Consider the following 15,098-nt stretch of genomic DNA (forward strand, 5'->3'; position numbering starts at 1 on the left):
CGTCGTGCGCTGCTCAACGCGCGCCGTTCTCGGCAGCGCGGCCGGACGGGGCCGCGTTGCTGTCGAGCGTCGGTGAGTGCTGGAGCATCGAATAGAGGGTCATCGGATCCAATGGCGCACCCGTCTTCGATGTCCGGTGCGCCTGCGTTTTGACCGATGTCACGCGTGCATGCCGTGTGGCATCTTGCTTCGCGACGCGCTCGTCCGGTGCGTGCGCGCGGATCGGCGCAGGAGGTTTCGCTCGCGGCGCCAGCACAGTCGTGACGCGGCCGGTGTGCGTCCGTGCCGCGGTCGCGGTTGCGGCGACCAGGCGCGGGCTCGATTGCTTCGGCATCGTCGCGATGGGCGCGGGTTCGGGGGGCGGCGTCGCTGTATCGGTGACTGTGCGGGTTTCAGGCTCCGCGCTCGCAAGTGGAGTTGTCGGTGGCGTCGGCACGTCAGATATCGGTTCGACGTTCGCGGGCTGATCCGGGATGGAGGCCGTGGCGGCCGCGAGCACTGCTGGAGCCGATGCGGGCGCGACGGCATCCGGCTGTGCGCGCATCGCGACATGCTCGGCGGACGCGGGTCGCGCGTTGCGCGTCGAGCCGGGTTCGAGCCCGAACAGCATCCATACGATGAGCACGCCGCCAGCGGCCGCGATAGCGGCGGCGACCGGCTTGCTGAAGCCGTGCTTGCGGGCGATAGCAGGAGCGCCGACCGCCAGATGAATCGGGTCTGCGCGTTCGTCGTCGTCGGCGCTGCGAGCCTGCGGATCCTGTATCAGACGCAGCATCGCACGCGGAATCTCTTCCTTCGCGAAGACGGCCCAAAGGTTCGCGGCGCGATAGGGTGAACGCGCGTCGGACAGGCTGAGAGCGGGTACATAGGCGGTTTCGAAGCGCGCCGCGAAGAGCGAATATTCGGTCTGCGTTTGAACGGGACGCGTGCGCGTGGCTGACCACTCGAAACCGAAGTTCAAGGACGGGTCCGTCAGCGCGCGCAGCGTCGGCAGACGCAGATTGCCTTCAACTACGATCAAGGGTTCGGTCATGAAGATTCCACATGCATGCGCCCGGGCGCGGACAACGAAACAGCCCGCCCGGACCTGAGTGGCCGCAGAAGACAGCACCGCGGGTCGGCGCGAGGATGGTCGGAAATTCGACCCGCGATCATACGAAACGGTTACGCGCCCGACGACCAGAAGATTCCTATTGTCTATTTTTGACAGGAATGCTTATTGACCGATCTGGCGTTCTTGTGCTTGTTGATGGTCGAGCGGAAACACGTAGCGTAGTGAAAAGAGATCGATGCCCGCCATATGGTCCGCTTCGCGCGCGGCCCGTTTCCAGCCGCGCGATTCGTAGAAGCCGATCGCCGCCGCATTCTGTTCGAGCACGTAGAGATGCAACTGCCGCGCACCGCGCGCGCGGGCCCAGCGCGCCGCTTCGTCGAGCATCACGGTGCCCGTGCCGAGGCCGCGATGCCCCGGCAACGCATGAAGATTGTCGACGAGCACGCTCCCGGTCTCGTCCGGCTCCACGACACACATGAAGCCAACCGCCTCGCCCGCGTGCTCCGCGATGAACACGCTGGACGCGCCGGCCGCGACTTCCATCATGCGCGCGTCCCAGTTAGCCGCGCGTTCGGCTTGCATATCGCGGTCGAGGTAGCTGTCCGGCAGGATGCCCCGATACGCCGATGCCCAACTGCGCGCGTGCATCGACGCAATGAGCGCCGTATCGGCCGATGTCGCCGTGCGCAGCGAAACTTTCGCGTCCAGTTTTTGTTCGGATGTCAGCTTAAAGTTAGGCATATGTAACCGTATTTTAATGTTTGTTTAGGCGAAATTAAACGAAGTTACGTGCAGGCCCAGGCGGGGAGGCGTTAAAATCGAGGGCATCGCGCGTGCGTTCACCGATCCCGGGAAAGTCATGTCCACTACCCACGTAACACCCGCCAACGAGTCCAAGTTCAAGTCGGTCTTTCGCGTCGTCAGCGGAAACTTCCTTGAAATGTACGACTTCATGGTCTACGGCTACTACGCTTCGGCGATCGCCAAGACCTATTTTCCGAGCGGCAACGACTTCGCGTCGCTGATGCTCGCGCTGTCCGTCTTCGGCGCGGGCTTTCTCATGCGGCCGGTCGGCGCCATCGTGCTTGGCGCGTACATCGACCATCATGGCCGGCGCAAGGGCCTGATCCTCACGCTCGCGCTGATGGCGGTCGGCACCGCGTGCGTCGCGCTCGTGCCGGGCTATGCGACCATCGGTGCGCTGGCGCCGATCATCGTGCTGGGCGGGCGGCTGCTGCAAGGCTTCTCGGCGGGCGTCGAGCTGGGTGGGGTGTCGGTGTATCTGTCCGAGATCGCGACGAAGGGCAACAAGGGCTTCTATTGTTCGTGGCAATCCGGCAGCCAGCAAGTGGCCGTGGTATTCGCGGCGCTGATCGGCGTGATCATGAACCGCCTGCTCCCGCCCGAGCAGATGACGGCCTGGGGCTGGCGCGTGCCGTTCCTGATCGGCTGCCTGATCGTGCCGTTTCTGTTCATCATCCGCCGGTCGCTGCGTGAAACCGAAGAGTTTCTCGCGAAGAAGCATCGTCCGAGCATGGGCGAGATCGCGCGCTCCATCGCGCAGAACTGGGCCATCGTGCTCGCCGGCATGGGCATGGTCATCATGACGACGGTGTCGTTCTACATGATCACCGCGTACACGCCGACCTTCGGCAAGGAAGTGCTCAAGCTCGATGCGGTCGACGCGCTCGTCGTCACGGTATGCGTGGGCATCTCGAATCTGGTGTGGCTGCCGCTGATGGGCGCGCTGTCGGATCGCGTCGGGCGGCGTCCGGTGCTGCTCGTGTTCACGATTCTCACCATTCTCACGTCGTATCCGGTGGTGCAATGGCTGGTCGCGGACCCGTCGTTCCTGCGTTTGCTGATGTGCGAACTGTGGCTGTCGTTCCTGTACGGCAGCTATAACGGCGCGATGGTGGTCGCGCTGACCGAGGTCATGCCCGCCGAAACGCGCACGACCGGTTTCTCGATGGCCTACAGCCTCGCGACGACCATCGGCGGCTTCACGCCGGCGATCTCCACGTATCTGATCCACGCGACCGGCAACAAGGCCGCGCCGGGTCTGTGGATGGGCCTCGCCGCGATCTGCGGCCTGATCGCGACGCTCGTGCTGTACCGCTCGCCCGAAGCGCGCAATCAGTACAAGACGGCCTGACGGAAGCGGACCGGTCAAGTAAGTAATGCGAGCCTCTTCGGAGGCTCGCTTTTTTGGGGCATTGAAGCCGTTGGCGCCGTTCCTGTTCGTGCGACGGCTAAGCAGTACTGCGCGCGAAGATCAGAAGCAAACCGTAGTCACCTTTATCCGCCGCGCGCAAGGCGGTCAGGTAATCCGATCGGGCGTTATCCGCTTTAACCAATGTTCCGCCGCCGCCCCACGAAAACGGCTCCTGTTTCATGCTGCGCAAGAGCGCGTCAGCCATCATTCGTGAGTGTCGACCATTGCCGTTTGCGAAGGGATGAATCCATACCAGGTCGCGGTGGAATCGCGCGGCAATCTCGTCGGGCGGGAATGTGCCGTTGTCGACCCACCACAGCGTGTTATCGAAAAGGTTTTTCAGTTTTACGCTGACCTGTGTCCAGTCACATCCGATGTTCTTGTCGGACTTGCGGAACGCACCGGCCCACGACCAGGTCTGGTCGAACATCTTCTTGTGAAGGCTGCGACAGAACCCTTCACTGAGGACATCGACCTTGCGTTGACGGCGAGCCCATTGCACGGCTTGCAGGATGTTCTCCTGCTCCCAGTCATTCAGGTCGCCCTTGGTGACCAGGTGCGTCGGTATCAGCCCTGCAAGCTCGTCAGGGTCGAGCGGTGTCTGGCCGTCCTGTTCGTCTAGATCGATCGCCATAGGTCGGACCAGCGGCCTCGAAGTAGTTCGGCCGTTCTCTGCTCAACCTGTTTGCGAAGCCGGTCAGTTGCCGGACGTTGGTCTTCCAGACTCATGGTGTGCGCCACGCTGCTCACTTCTTGCAGCGCGATGGAGCGTGCCCGGTCTTCGACCACTTGAGTCAGTGGCTTTCTGGGCACGAGAGCGTAGACCAGCTCACAGTCCAGCCCTTCCGCCAACTTGCGCAGTTGTCCGAGCGTGATTCGCTCCTCGGCTTCCGCCGACTCCGATTTGTGCAGGGTTGAACCGGTAATGCCTAATCTCTCGGCTTGCTGTCGCTCGGTAAGCCCCAATGACTCTCGGATGGCCTTCAGCCATCCCCGTGGCGGAGGGCGACGGTTGGTCAAATCCGAATAGACTTCAACCGAAGCCTGAACCTGCTCAAGCCGGAGCTGCCTCAATCTGGAATCCATTTTGCTGCCCTATAGGCAATCATAAAAAGTTATAATGCTAGCTTATAGTGAAGTGGCTATCAAGATTATGCTTCATCAATGAGAAGCGGATCCGTTCATTTTGCGTCATCATAGTGACTCAAATAAGAGACGTTCGCTTTATCATAAGAGATCAGGCGGACGGGGCCAGCAAATATCTCCGGCAAGAAAAAACCCGCAGTCCCTTTCGGGACGCGGGTCTCAACACCTTTTGCGGTATGGACTAGCGGAAACGAGGGATTTTCTACGCCGGAACCGCCGCCAGCGCCGCCGCCGTTTCCTCGATCACTTCCCGCCATTGCCCCGGTGCGCGCTGCCGCACGAGATGTGCGTTCGGATACCACGCGCTTTCGCCCGACTCGACGCCCCAGCGCCAGTCGGCGGCGTAGGGCAGCATCACCCAGACCGGCTTGCCGAGCGCGCCCGCGAGGTGCGCGACGGACGTATCCACCGACACCACGGCGTCGAGGCGATCGACGATCGCGCCGGTATCCGCGAAGTTTTCGAGGCGTCCTTCGAGCAGATGGATCGATTTCGTGTTCGGATGCGCGCGCAGGATGTCGCGCTCGCGTCCGGTGAGAAACGGCTGGAGCACGATCCAGTCGATGCCGCCGAGCGCGAAGAGCGGGGCGAGCTCGGAGACCGGCACCGAACGCGTCTCGCCCGGCTGCATCCGTCCCGACCACGTGATGCCGATCTTGCGCCGCTCCTGGCCGCCGATCGAGCCGCGCCACTTGCGCCGGTAATCGGCGGGCACGACGAGATAGGGCGCGCGCGCCGGGATCGACTCGGGCGAAGTCATGCCGAGCGCGAGCGGCAGGCTGAGCAGCGGGCAGAACGCGCCGGCGGCCACCGCCATGCCATCCGATTTGCTCTTGAGTTCGACGCGTGCGGCATGCGCGGCGGGCGCGAGCAGCGGCACGAGCGCGGGCTGCACCTCCAGCACCAGCTTGCCGACGAGCTTCGCCGCGAACGGCACGAAGCGCGCGAACTGCAAGGTATCGCCGAAACCCTGCTCGGCGCGTACGAGCAGCGTGCGGCCCGGCATCGGCTCGCCTTGCCAGCGTGGCAAGGACGGCGCGGGTTCGCTGCCGGGCGTCTGCAGACGCCATTCGTAGCCGGCGAGACCGCGTGCGTAATCGCCGGTCGCGAGCAGCGCGAGGGCGCGGTTCAGATGCGCGGCGGGCATCGAAGGATCGATGCGCAACGCCATCTCGAACGCGCGCAGCGCCGCGCGATGCGCCCCGAGCGCCAGATGCGTGTTGCCGAGACACAGCCACGCGACGCCGTATTTCGGATCGAGTCCGACCGCGCGCTCGAAGTGGAGCACGGCCTGATCGTGACGGCCGAGCTTCGCGAGCGCGTGACCGAGCCCGAAATAGCCCGGCGCGAAGTGCGGCTGCAACGCGACCGCCTTTTGCAGCACGGGCAGCGCGTCATCGGGATGGCCGTTCGCGTCGAGCAGATTGCCGAGATTGAAATGCGCGGCGACATAGTTCGGCTCGACGTCCAGCGCCGCGCGAAAGTGCGCGATGGCGCCGAGCGTGTCGCCGAGCGCGTTGAGCGCCATGCCGAGGTTGTTGTGCGCGCCGGCATGGCGCGGGCGCAGCGCGAGCGCGCGCTTGAACGCGTGCGCGGCGTCCTTGAAGCGGCGCAGCCCGGAGAGCGCATTGCCGAAGTTGTTCCACGCGGCCGGATCGTTGGGCTGCAGGCGCAGCGCCTTTTCGAATGCATCGGCGGCGTCTTCGTGGCGGCCGGCCGCCGTGTAGGCGTTGCCGAGGTTGTACTGCGCGAGCGGAAAACCCGGCGCGAGCGTGAGCGCGTTGCGAAACCGTTCGATCGCGTCGTCGAGGCGGCCGAGCGCTTTCAGCGCGTTGCCGAGATTGAGTTGCAGACCGGCATCGCCCGGACGCAGGTCGACGGCGCGACGCACGAGCTCAGCTGCCTCCGCGTGCTGGCCTTGTTGATGGCGCAGCACGCCGAGGTAGTGAAGGGCGTCGACGTGTTCGGGTTCGGCGGCGAGCGCGGCCTGATAGTCGCGCTCCGCGTCGGTCAGGCGGCCGTCACGATGGGCCGCGAAACCGCGGGCGAATACGGTGTCCATGACGGGGAAACTTCTGGCCGGGAAAAAGCAAACCCCGCATTTTCCCACACCCGCGCCGCCGGTCCTGGAAAGCGCGATTGACATGTTGCGGCGATGGCACTTAACATCTGAACACCTATTCATACGTTATCGATATCCGTGTCTGCCGATTCGCCTCCCGCCGCCAGCCCGATCACCTCCGATGACCGCGTCGTGCCGCTCGCCGATCTGTTCCGCCTGCTCGGCGACCCGACGCGCTTGCGCATCGTCCTCGCGTGCGTCGAACAGAGGCGCGCGGTCGGCGCCATCGCGGAGTTGCTCGGGCTGTCGGCGTCGCTCGTGAGCCATCACCTGCGTCTGTTGCGCGCGGCGCGCATCGTGCGGGCCGAACGCCAGGGCAAGCAAGTCTTCTATGTGGCCGCCGACCGCCACATCAGCGCGATGCTGGGGGAGTTGCTGGAGCACATCGCGGAGCCGCAGGCCGACGCCAGCGATATCGAATGAAACGCACCGAACGACGAGCACGCCATGAGCACGCATCAACACGAAGAACACGAACATCACGACGGGCACGCACACGGCCATGAGCACGGCCATGGTCATCATCACCATCACGCGCCGCAGGCGGGGCAGGGCCGCACGTTCGCGCTCGCGGTCGCCCTGAACGTGGTGATCGTGGTCGTGCAGGCGATCTACGGCTTCCTCGCGCATTCGACCGCGCTGCTCGCCGATGCCGGCCACAATCTCTCCGACGTGCTCGGCCTGCTGCTCGCGTGGGCCGCCGTGTGGCTCGGCAAGCGTCAGCCGAGCGCGCGCTATACGTTCGGTCTCGGCAGTTCGTCGATTCTCGCGTCGCTCGCCAATGCCGCGCTGCTGCTGTTCGCGTGCGGCGCGATCGTGCTCGAAGCGATCCAGCGGCTCATCAATCCGGCGCCCGTCGCGGGGCTGGACGTGTTCATCGTCGCGACGCTCGGCATGGTCGTGAACGGCTTCTCCGCGTGGCTCTTCATGCGCGGCAGCAAGGACGACCTCAACGTGCGCGGCGCGTTCCTGCACATGGCCGCCGATGCCGCGATCTCCGCGGCCGTCGCGGTCAGCGGTCTCATCATCATGTTCACGGGCGCGAGCTGGCTCGATCCGCTGATGAGCCTGATCGTCGTCTCGGTGATCGTCTACGGCACCTGGGGACTCGGGCGCGACGCGATGCGCCTCGCGATGGCCGCGGTGCCGCCTTCCGTCGACCTGTCGCGTATCGAGCGGTATCTGCAGCAGCTTCCCGGCGTGCGCGACGTACACGATCTGCACGTCTGGGCGCTTTCGACGACCGAAAACGCGCTCACCGTGCATCTCGTGATGCCGCAAGGCCATCCCGGCGATGCGTTCGTGCAGGACGTCGTCAAGACGCTGCGCGGCGAGTATTCGATGCATCACGCAACCGTGCAGGTGGAGTTCGGCGAATCGTGCCATGCGTGCGTGCTGAACGAGCGCGGGCACGCGCACTGAGGTTCCGGCGTGCCGAAAGCGGGAGGCGCGGGCGTACACTAGGCATCGTGACGTTTCAGGGAGGACCGCATGTTTGCGCCAAAGCTGAATCCGAACGACAAGCTGGACGTGGCGCCCGTTCTGATCGTCGGCGCCGGTCCGACGGGCCTCGCCGCCGCGATGAGCCTCGCGCGTGCGCACATTCCGGTCAGGCTCGTCGACCGTGCGCGCGAGCCGTCGCCGCATTCACGCGCGATCGGCATTCAGGCGCGCACGCTGGAGCTTTTCGAGCAGCATCGCGTCGTCAAGCCGTTTCTCGAACTCGGCCATCGCGCGCGCGTCGCGAATCTCTATTCCAATGGCCAGCGCCTCGCGCGCCTCGACTTCGATCCCCTGCAGACGCGTTATCCGTATCTGCTCTTTCTCGAACAATCGCAGACCGAACGCCTGCTCGCCGAGCATCTCGCGGGTTATCGCGTCGTGGTGGAGCGTGGTGTCGAAGTGGTCGATTTCTCGCAAGGTTCAGCGGGCTTGCAGGCGACGCTGCGTCATCCGAACGGACGCGATGAACTGTTGCGGCCTTCGTATCTGATCGCCGCCGACGGCGCGCACAGCTTCGTGCGGCATAGGCTCGGCATCGGTTTCGATGGCAAGACTTTCGATCAAACGTATCTGCTCGCGGATCTGCAGGCGGACTCCGACTGGCCCGACGACGAGTTCCATATCTTCGCGTCGGGCGAAGGACTCGCCGCGCTCTTTCCGATGGGCGGCGACCGCGCGCGCCTGATCGCCGATCTGCCCGCGCCGCTTGCGAGCGCGGTGAACGCAGTGAACGCGGCGGACGCGAAGACCGGCCCGACGCTCGACGAATGCCGTGCGCTCGTCGAGCGGCGCGTGCATCACAAGGTCGCGCTGTCGAATCTGACGTGGTCGTCGTACTTTCACCTGAACAGCCGCATGGTCGACAGACTGCGCGTGGAGCGCGTGTTCCTCGCGGGCGATTCGGCGCACGTGCATAGTCCCGCCGGCGCGCAGGGCATGAACACCGGCATTCAGGAAGCGTTCAATCTCGGCTGGAAGATCGCGCGCATGCTCGCGGGCGGCGCGCCCGAGCGGCTGCTCGACAGCTATCACACGGAGCGGCTTCCGATCGAGCGCGACGTGCTGCGTCAGTCCAGCTTGCTCACGCAGATGGCCGGCGCCGAGCATGGCCCGATGAAACTGATGCGCGATCACGTGATGCCCGCGCTCGCCGCGATCGGCCCGTTGCGCGACGCGATGCGGCGCACGGTGAGCGAGCTGTCGATCAACTATCGCAAGAGCCCGCTCACGCTGGAGCGGCTGCTCGATGGCGGCCCGCGCGCGGGCGAGCGCGCACCCGATGCGCGCGTGCATGTCGTGGACGGACCGCTCGGACGCGTGCCGGGCGTCGGCTGCCTCTACGATCTGCACGACCCCGGCTGCTTCTCGCTGTTTCTGCTCGTGAATCCGTCCGGCGAGGACGACATCGCGCTCGCGCCCGCGACCATCACCGTGGCGCACGCGATGCGCGACCCCGACCTCGATGGCCTCGCGAAGTCCATCGATGCGATCATGCCGAATGCCGTGCGCATATGGCGCATCACCGATACGCACGGCGAGGGCGCGAATTCACTGACCGACAACTACGGCCGCACGCGCCCCGCGTTCTATCTCGTGCGTCCGGATGGATACATCGCCGCGCGCGGGCGCGCGCCATCGGACGTGCATGGCCTGCTGCGCCATTGCGAGACGTGGTTCGGCGCGCAGGACACGAGCGCGGAACGCAAGGCGGAACGCGAGTACCGCGAAGATTGAAAAAAGCCCTGCGGTGCAGGGCTTTGAGCGGGTTCAGGCCGTAGCGGTCTTTGGCGTCAGATCCGCTCTATGCAGGTTGAGTGCCTCCAGCACGATCGGCTCCATCGTGGCGCTTGCTTGCGGATCGTCGAGCGCGCCGAGAATCGCGAGCCGCATGCGCGGCTCCCAGAAGCGGCGGATATGCTCCGCGATGCTGTCGACGGCTTCGGCGCGGTCCGGCATCGAATCGAAGAATTCGCCGATGCGGTTCGCCATCTCGATCAGGTTATCGACATCCATTGGTTATTTCCCTGAAGTGGCCATGTTCATCAGCTCGAGCTGCTGCGTGTTGAAGCGCGAGTAGTCCTTCTGCCATTGCGACGGCTGTTCCACCGGCATCACCTGCACCGCCGTCACCTTGTACTCCGGACAATTCGTTGCCCAGTCGGACGAGTCCGTCGTGATGACGTTCGCGCCCGATTCCGGGAAGTGGAATGTCGTATAGACGACGCCAGGCTGCATGCGCTCCGAGATCTTCGCGCGCAACACCGTCTGCCCGGCCCGCGACTCGATGCCGACCCAGTCGTCATGCCTGATGCCGCGATCCTCCGCGTCGACCGGATGAATTTCCAGACGGTCCTCGTCGTGCCATTGCGAGTTCTCGGTACGCCGCGTCTGCGCGCCGACGTTGTATTGCGACAGGATGCGCCCGGTCGTGAGCAGCAGCGGATACTTGCGCGTGACCTTCTCCGGCGTCGCAATGAACTTCGTGATGACGAAGCGTCCCTTGCCGCGCACGAATTCGTCGATATGCATCGTCGGCGTGCCGTCCGGCGCCTTCTCGTTGCAGGGCCACTGGATGCTGCCGAGTTCATCGAGGCGCTCATACGAGACGCCGTGGAAAGTCGGCGTGAGACGCGCGATCTCGTCCATGATCTCGGACGGGTTCGCGTAGTTCATCTCGTAACCGAGCGCGCGCGACAGTTTGATCGTCACTTCCCAGTCGGAGAAGCCCGCGAGCGGCGGCATCACCTTGCGCACGCGCGAGATGCGGCGCTCGGCGTTGGTGAAGGTGCCGTCCTTTTCGAGGAAGGTCGAGCCGGGCAGCAGAACGTGCGCGTACTTTGCCGTTTCGTTCAGGAAGATGTCCTGCACGACGATGCATTCCATCGAAGACAACGCGTCCGCCACGTGCTGCGTGTTCGGGTCCGACTGAACGATGTCCTCGCCCTGGCAATAGAGGCCCATGAAGGTGCCGTGCATCGCGGCGTCGAACATGTTCGGGATGCGCAGGCCCGGCTCCGGCTGAAGCTGCACGTTCCACGCTTCCTCGAAGAGCGCGCGCGTGGCGGCATCGCCGATATGCCGATAACCCGGCAGCTCGTGCGGGAACGAGCCCATGTCGCACGAGCCCTGAACGTTGTTCTGCCCGCGCAGCGGATTCACGCCGACGCCTTCGCGACCGATGTTGCCCGTCGCCATCGCCAGATTGGCGATGCCCATGACGGTGGTCGAGCCTTGCGCGTGCTCGGTCACGCCGAGGCCGTAGTAGATCGCGCCATTGCCGCCCAGCGCGTAGATGCGCGCGGCTTCGCGGACCTGTTGCGCGGGCACGCCGGTGATCGCTTCCATCGCTTCGGGCGAGTTCTCTTCCTTGGCGACGAAATCGCGCCACTGGCCGAAGGCACGCTCTTCGCAGCGTTCAGCGATGAAGTCTTCCTTCAGCAAGCCTTCCGTGACGATCACATGCGCGAGCGAGTTGACCATCGCGACGTTGGTGCCGGGCCGCAGTTGCAGGTGATATTGCGCCTTCACGTGCGGCGTATCGACGATATCGATGCGGCGCGGATCGATCACGATCAGCTTCGCGCCTTCGCGAATGCGGCGCTTCAGACGCGAGCCGAACACGGGATGGCCGTCGGTCGGATTCGCGCCCATCACGACGATCACATCCGATTGCTCGACCGATGCGAACGTCTGCGTGCCCGCCGATTCGCCGAGCGTCGTCTTCAGGCCGTAGCCCGTCGGCGAGTGGCACACGCGCGCGCAGGTATCGACGTTGTTGTTGCCGAACGCGGCGCGCACGAGCTTCTGCACGAGATACGTCTCTTCGTTCGTGCAGCGCGACGACGTGATGCCGCCGATCGAATCACGCCCGTACTTGTCCTGGATGCGGCGGAATTCGCTCGCCGCGTAGTTGAGCGCTTCCTCCCACGACACTTCGCGCCACGGATCGGTGATCTTCGCGCGGATCATCGGCTTCTTGATACGGTCCTTGTGCGTCGCGTAGCCCCATGCGAAGCGGCCCTTCACGCACGCGTGACCTTCGTTCGCCTGGCCGTTCTTGTTCGGCGTCATGCGCACGACGGTGTTGCCCTTCATCTCCGCCTTGAGCGAGCAGCCGACGCCGCAATACGCGCACGTCGTGATCGCCGAATGCTCGGCCTGACCGAGCATGATGACGGTCTTTTCCTGCAAGGTCGCGGTCGGGCATGCTGCGACGCACGCGCCGCACGACACGCACTCCGATTCCATGAACGGCACGTTCTCGCTTGCCGCGACGCGCGATTCGAAGCCGCGTCCGGCGATGGTCAGAGCGAACGTGCCTTGCGTCTCTTCGCACGCGCGCACGCATCGATTGCAGACGATGCACTTCGACGGATCGTAGGTGAAGTACGGATTCGACTCGTCCTTCTTGTCCTTCAGATGGTTCGCGCCTTCATAGCCATAGCGCACTTCGCGCAAGCCGACGACGCCCGCCATGTCCTGCAATTCGCAATCGCCATTGGCGGGGCAGGTGAGACAGTCGAGCGGGTGATCGGAGATATAAAGCTCCATCACGTTCTTGCGAAGCGATTGCAGCTTGTCGCTTTGCGTGCGCACCTTCATGCCCGCTTCGACGGGCGTCGTGCACGACGCGGGATAGCCGCGCTTGCCTTCGATCTCGACGAGGCACAGACGGCACGAGCCCCACGGTTCGAGCGAATCGGTGGCGCAGAGCTTCGGCACGTTGACGCCCGCTTCGATCGACGCGCGCATCACCGACGTACCCGCGGGCACGGTGACGGACTGACCGTCGATTTCGAGCGTCACGTCGATATCGGCATGACGCAGCGGCGTGCCGTAATCGGTATCGTCGAACGGATCGCGGCGCTGCACCGATGCCGCGCTCTTGCACGCGCAGTTGCCGGAGCCGCAGCCGTTGTTGGTGTTGGACATTGTTGTCTCCTTATGCCGCTTTCTGTGCGGGCGTGCGGGGCAGCCCGAAATCCTCGGGGAAGTGATCGAGCGCGGACATCACCGGGAACGGCGTCATGCCGCCCATCGCGCAGAGCGAGCCGGACACCATCGTGTCGCACAGCTCGCGCAACAGCGTGATCTGCTTCACCGACGTATCGCCTTCACGGATCTTCGCGATGACTTCCTCGCCGCGCGTCGAACCGATGCGGCACGGCGTGCACTTGCCGCACGATTCGAGCGCGCAGAAGTGCATCGCGTATTGTGCGAGTTCGGCGAGATTCGAGGTGTCGTCATGAACCACCAGCCCGCCGTGACCGACCACCGCGCCGACCTTCGCGTATTCCTCGTAGTCGAGCGGAATGTCCCACTGGCCTTCCGGCAGATACGTGCCGAGCGGGCCGCCCACCTGCACCGCGCGCGCGGGGCGTCCGGTCGCGGTGCCGTCGCCGTAGGTGTAGATCAGTTCGCGCAGCGTCACGCCGAACGCGAGTTCGACGAGTCCGCCTTGCTTCACGTTGCCCGCGATCTGGAAGGGCAGCGTGCCGCGCGAACGGCCCATGCCGAAGTCGCGATAGAACGCCGCGCCCTTCGCGAAGATGATCGGCACGGTCGCGAGCGTGATGACGTTGTTGATGACGGTCGGCTTGCCGTAGAGACCGGTGAGCGCCGGCACCGGCGGCTTCGCGCGCACGATGCCGCGTTTGCCTTCGAGCGATTCGAGCAGCGCCGTTTCCTCGCCGCACACATACGCGCCCGCGCCCTTCGCCACATACAGCTCGAACGCGTGCGACGTGCCGAGCACGCTCGCGCCGAGCCAGCCGGCGTCGCGCGCCTTTTCGATCGCGCGGTTCAGCGTATCGATCGAATGCGGATACTCGCTGCGCACGTAGATGTAGCCTTCGGTCGCGCCCACCGCCACGCCCGCGATGATCATGCCTTCGATCAGCATGTACGGATCGCTTTCCATCACGAGGCGGTCGGAGAACGTGCCGGAGTCGCCTTCGTCCGCGTTGCAGACGATGTACTTCTGGTCCGCGTACGCGCCGCGCACTGTCTTCCATTTGATGCCGGCAGGGAACGCCGCGCCGCCGCGTCCGCGCAGACCGGAATCGAGCAGCGACTGGCAGACGGCGTCGCCGTTCATGTCGAGCACGTTGCGCAATCCTTGCAGGCCGCCGAGCGCGACGTAATCGTCGATCGAAAGCGGGTCCGTGATGCCGATGCGCGCGAACGTCAGACGCTGCTGGTTCTTGAGATACGGAATGTCGTCGACCACGCCGACGTTCTTTTCATGCGCTGCGCCTTCGTGGAAGCCGGCATCGAAGAGCGCGGCGACGTCGTCCGCTTCGACGTTCGCATAGCCGATGCGTCCGTCAGGGGTTTCGACTTCGACGAGCGGTTCGAGATAGAAGAGGCCGCGCGAGCCGTTGCGCACGAGTTGCACGTCGAGTCCGCGCTTTTGCGCTTCGCTCGCGATGGCCTGTGCGACGGATTGCGCGCCGAGCGCGAGCGCGGCGGAATCGATGGGAACGTAGATGCGCGTCATGCCGTCACCTCCGCGACTTTCGTTTGCGCCGCGGCGTAAAGGCGGTCGAACTTCGCCGGCGTGACTTTCGCGTGCAATTCGCCGTTGATCATCATCGACGGCGACAGCGCGCACTGGCCGAGGCAATACACGGATTCGAGCTCGGTGTCCTCGGCGTGACCGCTGTCGAAGCGGCAGCCGGTGTGCCCTTCGATGTGATCCTTCAGCGCTTCCACGCCCATGCTGCGGCACGCTTCCGCGCGGCAAAGCTGCACGGTCACGCGCGCGGGCGGCGCGGAACGGAAGTGGTGATAGTACGTGATGACGCCGTGCACTTCGGCGCGCGACAGCGACAGCGTCTGTCCCAGCGGCGCGATGGCCGTCTCGGGCACGTAGCCGACTTCGTCCTGGATGGCGTGAAGAATGGTCATCAACGTCGCACCCTGTACCGCGTGGCGACGCACGAGTTCAGCGGATGCAGCGGCGGATAGCTGCGGATGTGTCATGGGGCTCCTCCAACACTCGGCATATGTTTTGTCGGTACATATTTGAGTCGATATAATTACGGGTGCCGAGCCTG

The 15,098-nt window shown here is 64.6% G+C and carries 13 protein-coding genes; 4 read left to right on the forward strand and 9 right to left on the reverse strand.

Going from position 1 to position 15,098, the window contains the following annotated elements; genetic code table 11:
- Positions 1-13 precede the first annotated feature (13 nt).
- On the reverse strand, positions 14-1,033 hold the full coding sequence (locus AWB80_RS36445; RefSeq protein WP_061179493.1) for a hypothetical protein: 1,020 nt from the start codon (positions 1,031-1,033) through the stop codon (positions 14-16).
- Between the two features lie 183 nt (positions 1,034-1,216).
- Positions 1,217-1,795, reverse strand: coding sequence for a GNAT family N-acetyltransferase (locus tag AWB80_RS36450; RefSeq protein ID WP_061179494.1), 579 nt, complete (start codon positions 1,793-1,795; stop codon positions 1,217-1,219).
- A 118-nt stretch (positions 1,796-1,913) separates the two neighbouring features.
- Between AWB80_RS36450 and tcuC the strand changes: the two genes are divergently transcribed.
- Positions 1,914-3,209, forward strand: a complete 1,296-nt coding sequence (gene tcuC, locus AWB80_RS36455; protein ID WP_061179495.1) for an MFS transporter — start codon at positions 1,914-1,916, stop codon at positions 3,207-3,209.
- 97 nt (positions 3,210-3,306) lie between these two features.
- Here tcuC and AWB80_RS36460 read toward each other — a convergent pair whose 3' ends face one another.
- The 3 genes from AWB80_RS36460 to AWB80_RS36470 form a co-directional block, all read right to left on the reverse strand.
- On the reverse strand, positions 3,307-3,903 hold the full coding sequence (locus AWB80_RS36460) for a mobile mystery protein B (protein WP_087131869.1): 597 nt from the start codon (positions 3,901-3,903) through the stop codon (positions 3,307-3,309).
- Positions 3,888-4,355 carry a mobile mystery protein A gene (locus AWB80_RS36465; RefSeq protein WP_061179496.1) on the reverse strand — a complete coding sequence of 156 codons (468 nt, stop codon included), beginning with the start codon at positions 4,353-4,355 and terminating at the stop codon, positions 3,888-3,890. The genes AWB80_RS36460 and AWB80_RS36465 overlap by 16 nt, the downstream gene beginning before the upstream one ends.
- Positions 4,356-4,617: 262 nt before the next feature.
- Entirely contained in the window at positions 4,618-6,477 is a 1,860-nt protein-coding gene (locus AWB80_RS36470) for a tetratricopeptide repeat protein (protein WP_061179497.1), read from the reverse strand.
- 138 nt (positions 6,478-6,615) lie between these two features.
- Here AWB80_RS36470 and AWB80_RS36475 point away from each other — a divergent pair, with 138 nt between their 5' ends.
- The 3 genes from AWB80_RS36475 (at position 6,616) to AWB80_RS36485 (ending at position 9,774) form a co-directional block, all read left to right on the forward strand.
- On the forward strand, positions 6,616-6,960 hold the full coding sequence (locus tag AWB80_RS36475; RefSeq protein WP_061179498.1) for an ArsR/SmtB family transcription factor: 345 nt from the start codon (positions 6,616-6,618) through the stop codon (positions 6,958-6,960).
- Positions 6,961-6,984: 24 nt separating this feature from the next.
- The gene (locus AWB80_RS36480) at positions 6,985-7,959 is read left to right on the forward strand and encodes a cation diffusion facilitator family transporter (protein WP_061179499.1); all 975 of its coding nucleotides are present in this window, start codon (positions 6,985-6,987) and stop codon (positions 7,957-7,959) included.
- Between the two features lie 69 nt (positions 7,960-8,028).
- On the forward strand, positions 8,029-9,774 hold the full coding sequence (locus tag AWB80_RS36485; protein ID WP_061179500.1) for an FAD-dependent monooxygenase: 1,746 nt from the start codon (positions 8,029-8,031) through the stop codon (positions 9,772-9,774).
- A 33-nt stretch (positions 9,775-9,807) separates the two neighbouring features.
- Here the strand turns inward: AWB80_RS36485 and AWB80_RS36490 are convergent, their stop codons facing one another.
- Genes AWB80_RS36490 through AWB80_RS36505 form a run of 4 tightly spaced genes read right to left on the reverse strand, consistent with a single transcriptional unit; the run spans position 9,808 to position 15,024 of the window.
- On the reverse strand, positions 9,808-10,053 hold the full coding sequence (locus AWB80_RS36490) for a formate dehydrogenase subunit delta (protein WP_061179501.1): 246 nt from the start codon (positions 10,051-10,053) through the stop codon (positions 9,808-9,810).
- 3 nt (positions 10,054-10,056) lie between these two features.
- A complete protein-coding gene (fdhF, locus tag AWB80_RS36495; RefSeq protein WP_061179502.1) occupies positions 10,057-12,972 on the reverse strand; it encodes a formate dehydrogenase subunit alpha in 2,916 nt (971 codons plus the stop codon).
- 10 nt (positions 12,973-12,982) lie between these two features.
- The gene (locus AWB80_RS36500) at positions 12,983-14,539 is read right to left on the reverse strand and encodes a formate dehydrogenase beta subunit (RefSeq protein ID WP_061179503.1); all 1,557 of its coding nucleotides are present in this window, start codon (positions 14,537-14,539) and stop codon (positions 12,983-12,985) included.
- Positions 14,536-15,024: an NAD(P)H-dependent oxidoreductase subunit E gene (locus AWB80_RS36505; RefSeq protein WP_061179504.1), complete on the reverse strand. Its 489-nt coding sequence runs from the start codon at positions 15,022-15,024 to the stop codon at positions 14,536-14,538. The genes AWB80_RS36500 and AWB80_RS36505 overlap by 4 nt, the downstream gene beginning before the upstream one ends.
- Positions 15,025-15,098: the final 74 nt, after the last annotated feature.

Source organism: Caballeronia pedi (genome assembly GCF_001544915.2).
GTDB lineage: Bacteria > Pseudomonadota > Gammaproteobacteria > Burkholderiales > Burkholderiaceae > Caballeronia > Caballeronia pedi.

Bases quoted from the DNA above. Each gene is read 5' to 3' on its own strand.
- AWB80_RS36450 (WP_061179494.1), bottom strand. From the start codon at position 1,795: ATGCCTAACTTTAAGCTGACATCCGAACAAAAACTGGACGCGAAAGTT.
- AWB80_RS36485 (WP_061179500.1), top strand. From the start codon at position 8,029: ATGTTTGCGCCAAAGCTGAATCCGAACGACAAGCTGGACGTGGCGCCC.
- AWB80_RS36460 (WP_087131869.1), bottom strand. From the start codon at position 3,903: ATGGCGATCGATCTAGACGAACAGGACGGCCAGACACCGCTCGACCCT.
- AWB80_RS36445 (WP_061179493.1), bottom strand. From the start codon at position 1,033: ATGACCGAACCCTTGATCGTAGTTGAAGGCAATCTGCGTCTGCCGACG.
- AWB80_RS36470 (WP_061179497.1), bottom strand. From the start codon at position 6,477: ATGGACACCGTATTCGCCCGCGGTTTCGCGGCCCATCGTGACGGCCGC.
- AWB80_RS36500 (WP_061179503.1), bottom strand. From the start codon at position 14,539: ATGACGCGCATCTACGTTCCCATCGATTCCGCCGCGCTCGCGCTCGGC.
- fdhF (WP_061179502.1), bottom strand. From the start codon at position 12,972: ATGTCCAACACCAACAACGGCTGCGGCTCCGGCAACTGCGCGTGCAAG.
- AWB80_RS36480 (WP_061179499.1), top strand. From the start codon at position 6,985: ATGAGCACGCATCAACACGAAGAACACGAACATCACGACGGGCACGCA.
- tcuC (WP_061179495.1), top strand. From the start codon at position 1,914: ATGTCCACTACCCACGTAACACCCGCCAACGAGTCCAAGTTCAAGTCG.
- AWB80_RS36505 (WP_061179504.1), bottom strand. From the start codon at position 15,024: ATGACACATCCGCAGCTATCCGCCGCTGCATCCGCTGAACTCGTGCGT.
- AWB80_RS36490 (WP_061179501.1), bottom strand. From the start codon at position 10,053: ATGGATGTCGATAACCTGATCGAGATGGCGAACCGCATCGGCGAATTC.
- AWB80_RS36465 (WP_061179496.1), bottom strand. From the start codon at position 4,355: ATGGATTCCAGATTGAGGCAGCTCCGGCTTGAGCAGGTTCAGGCTTCG.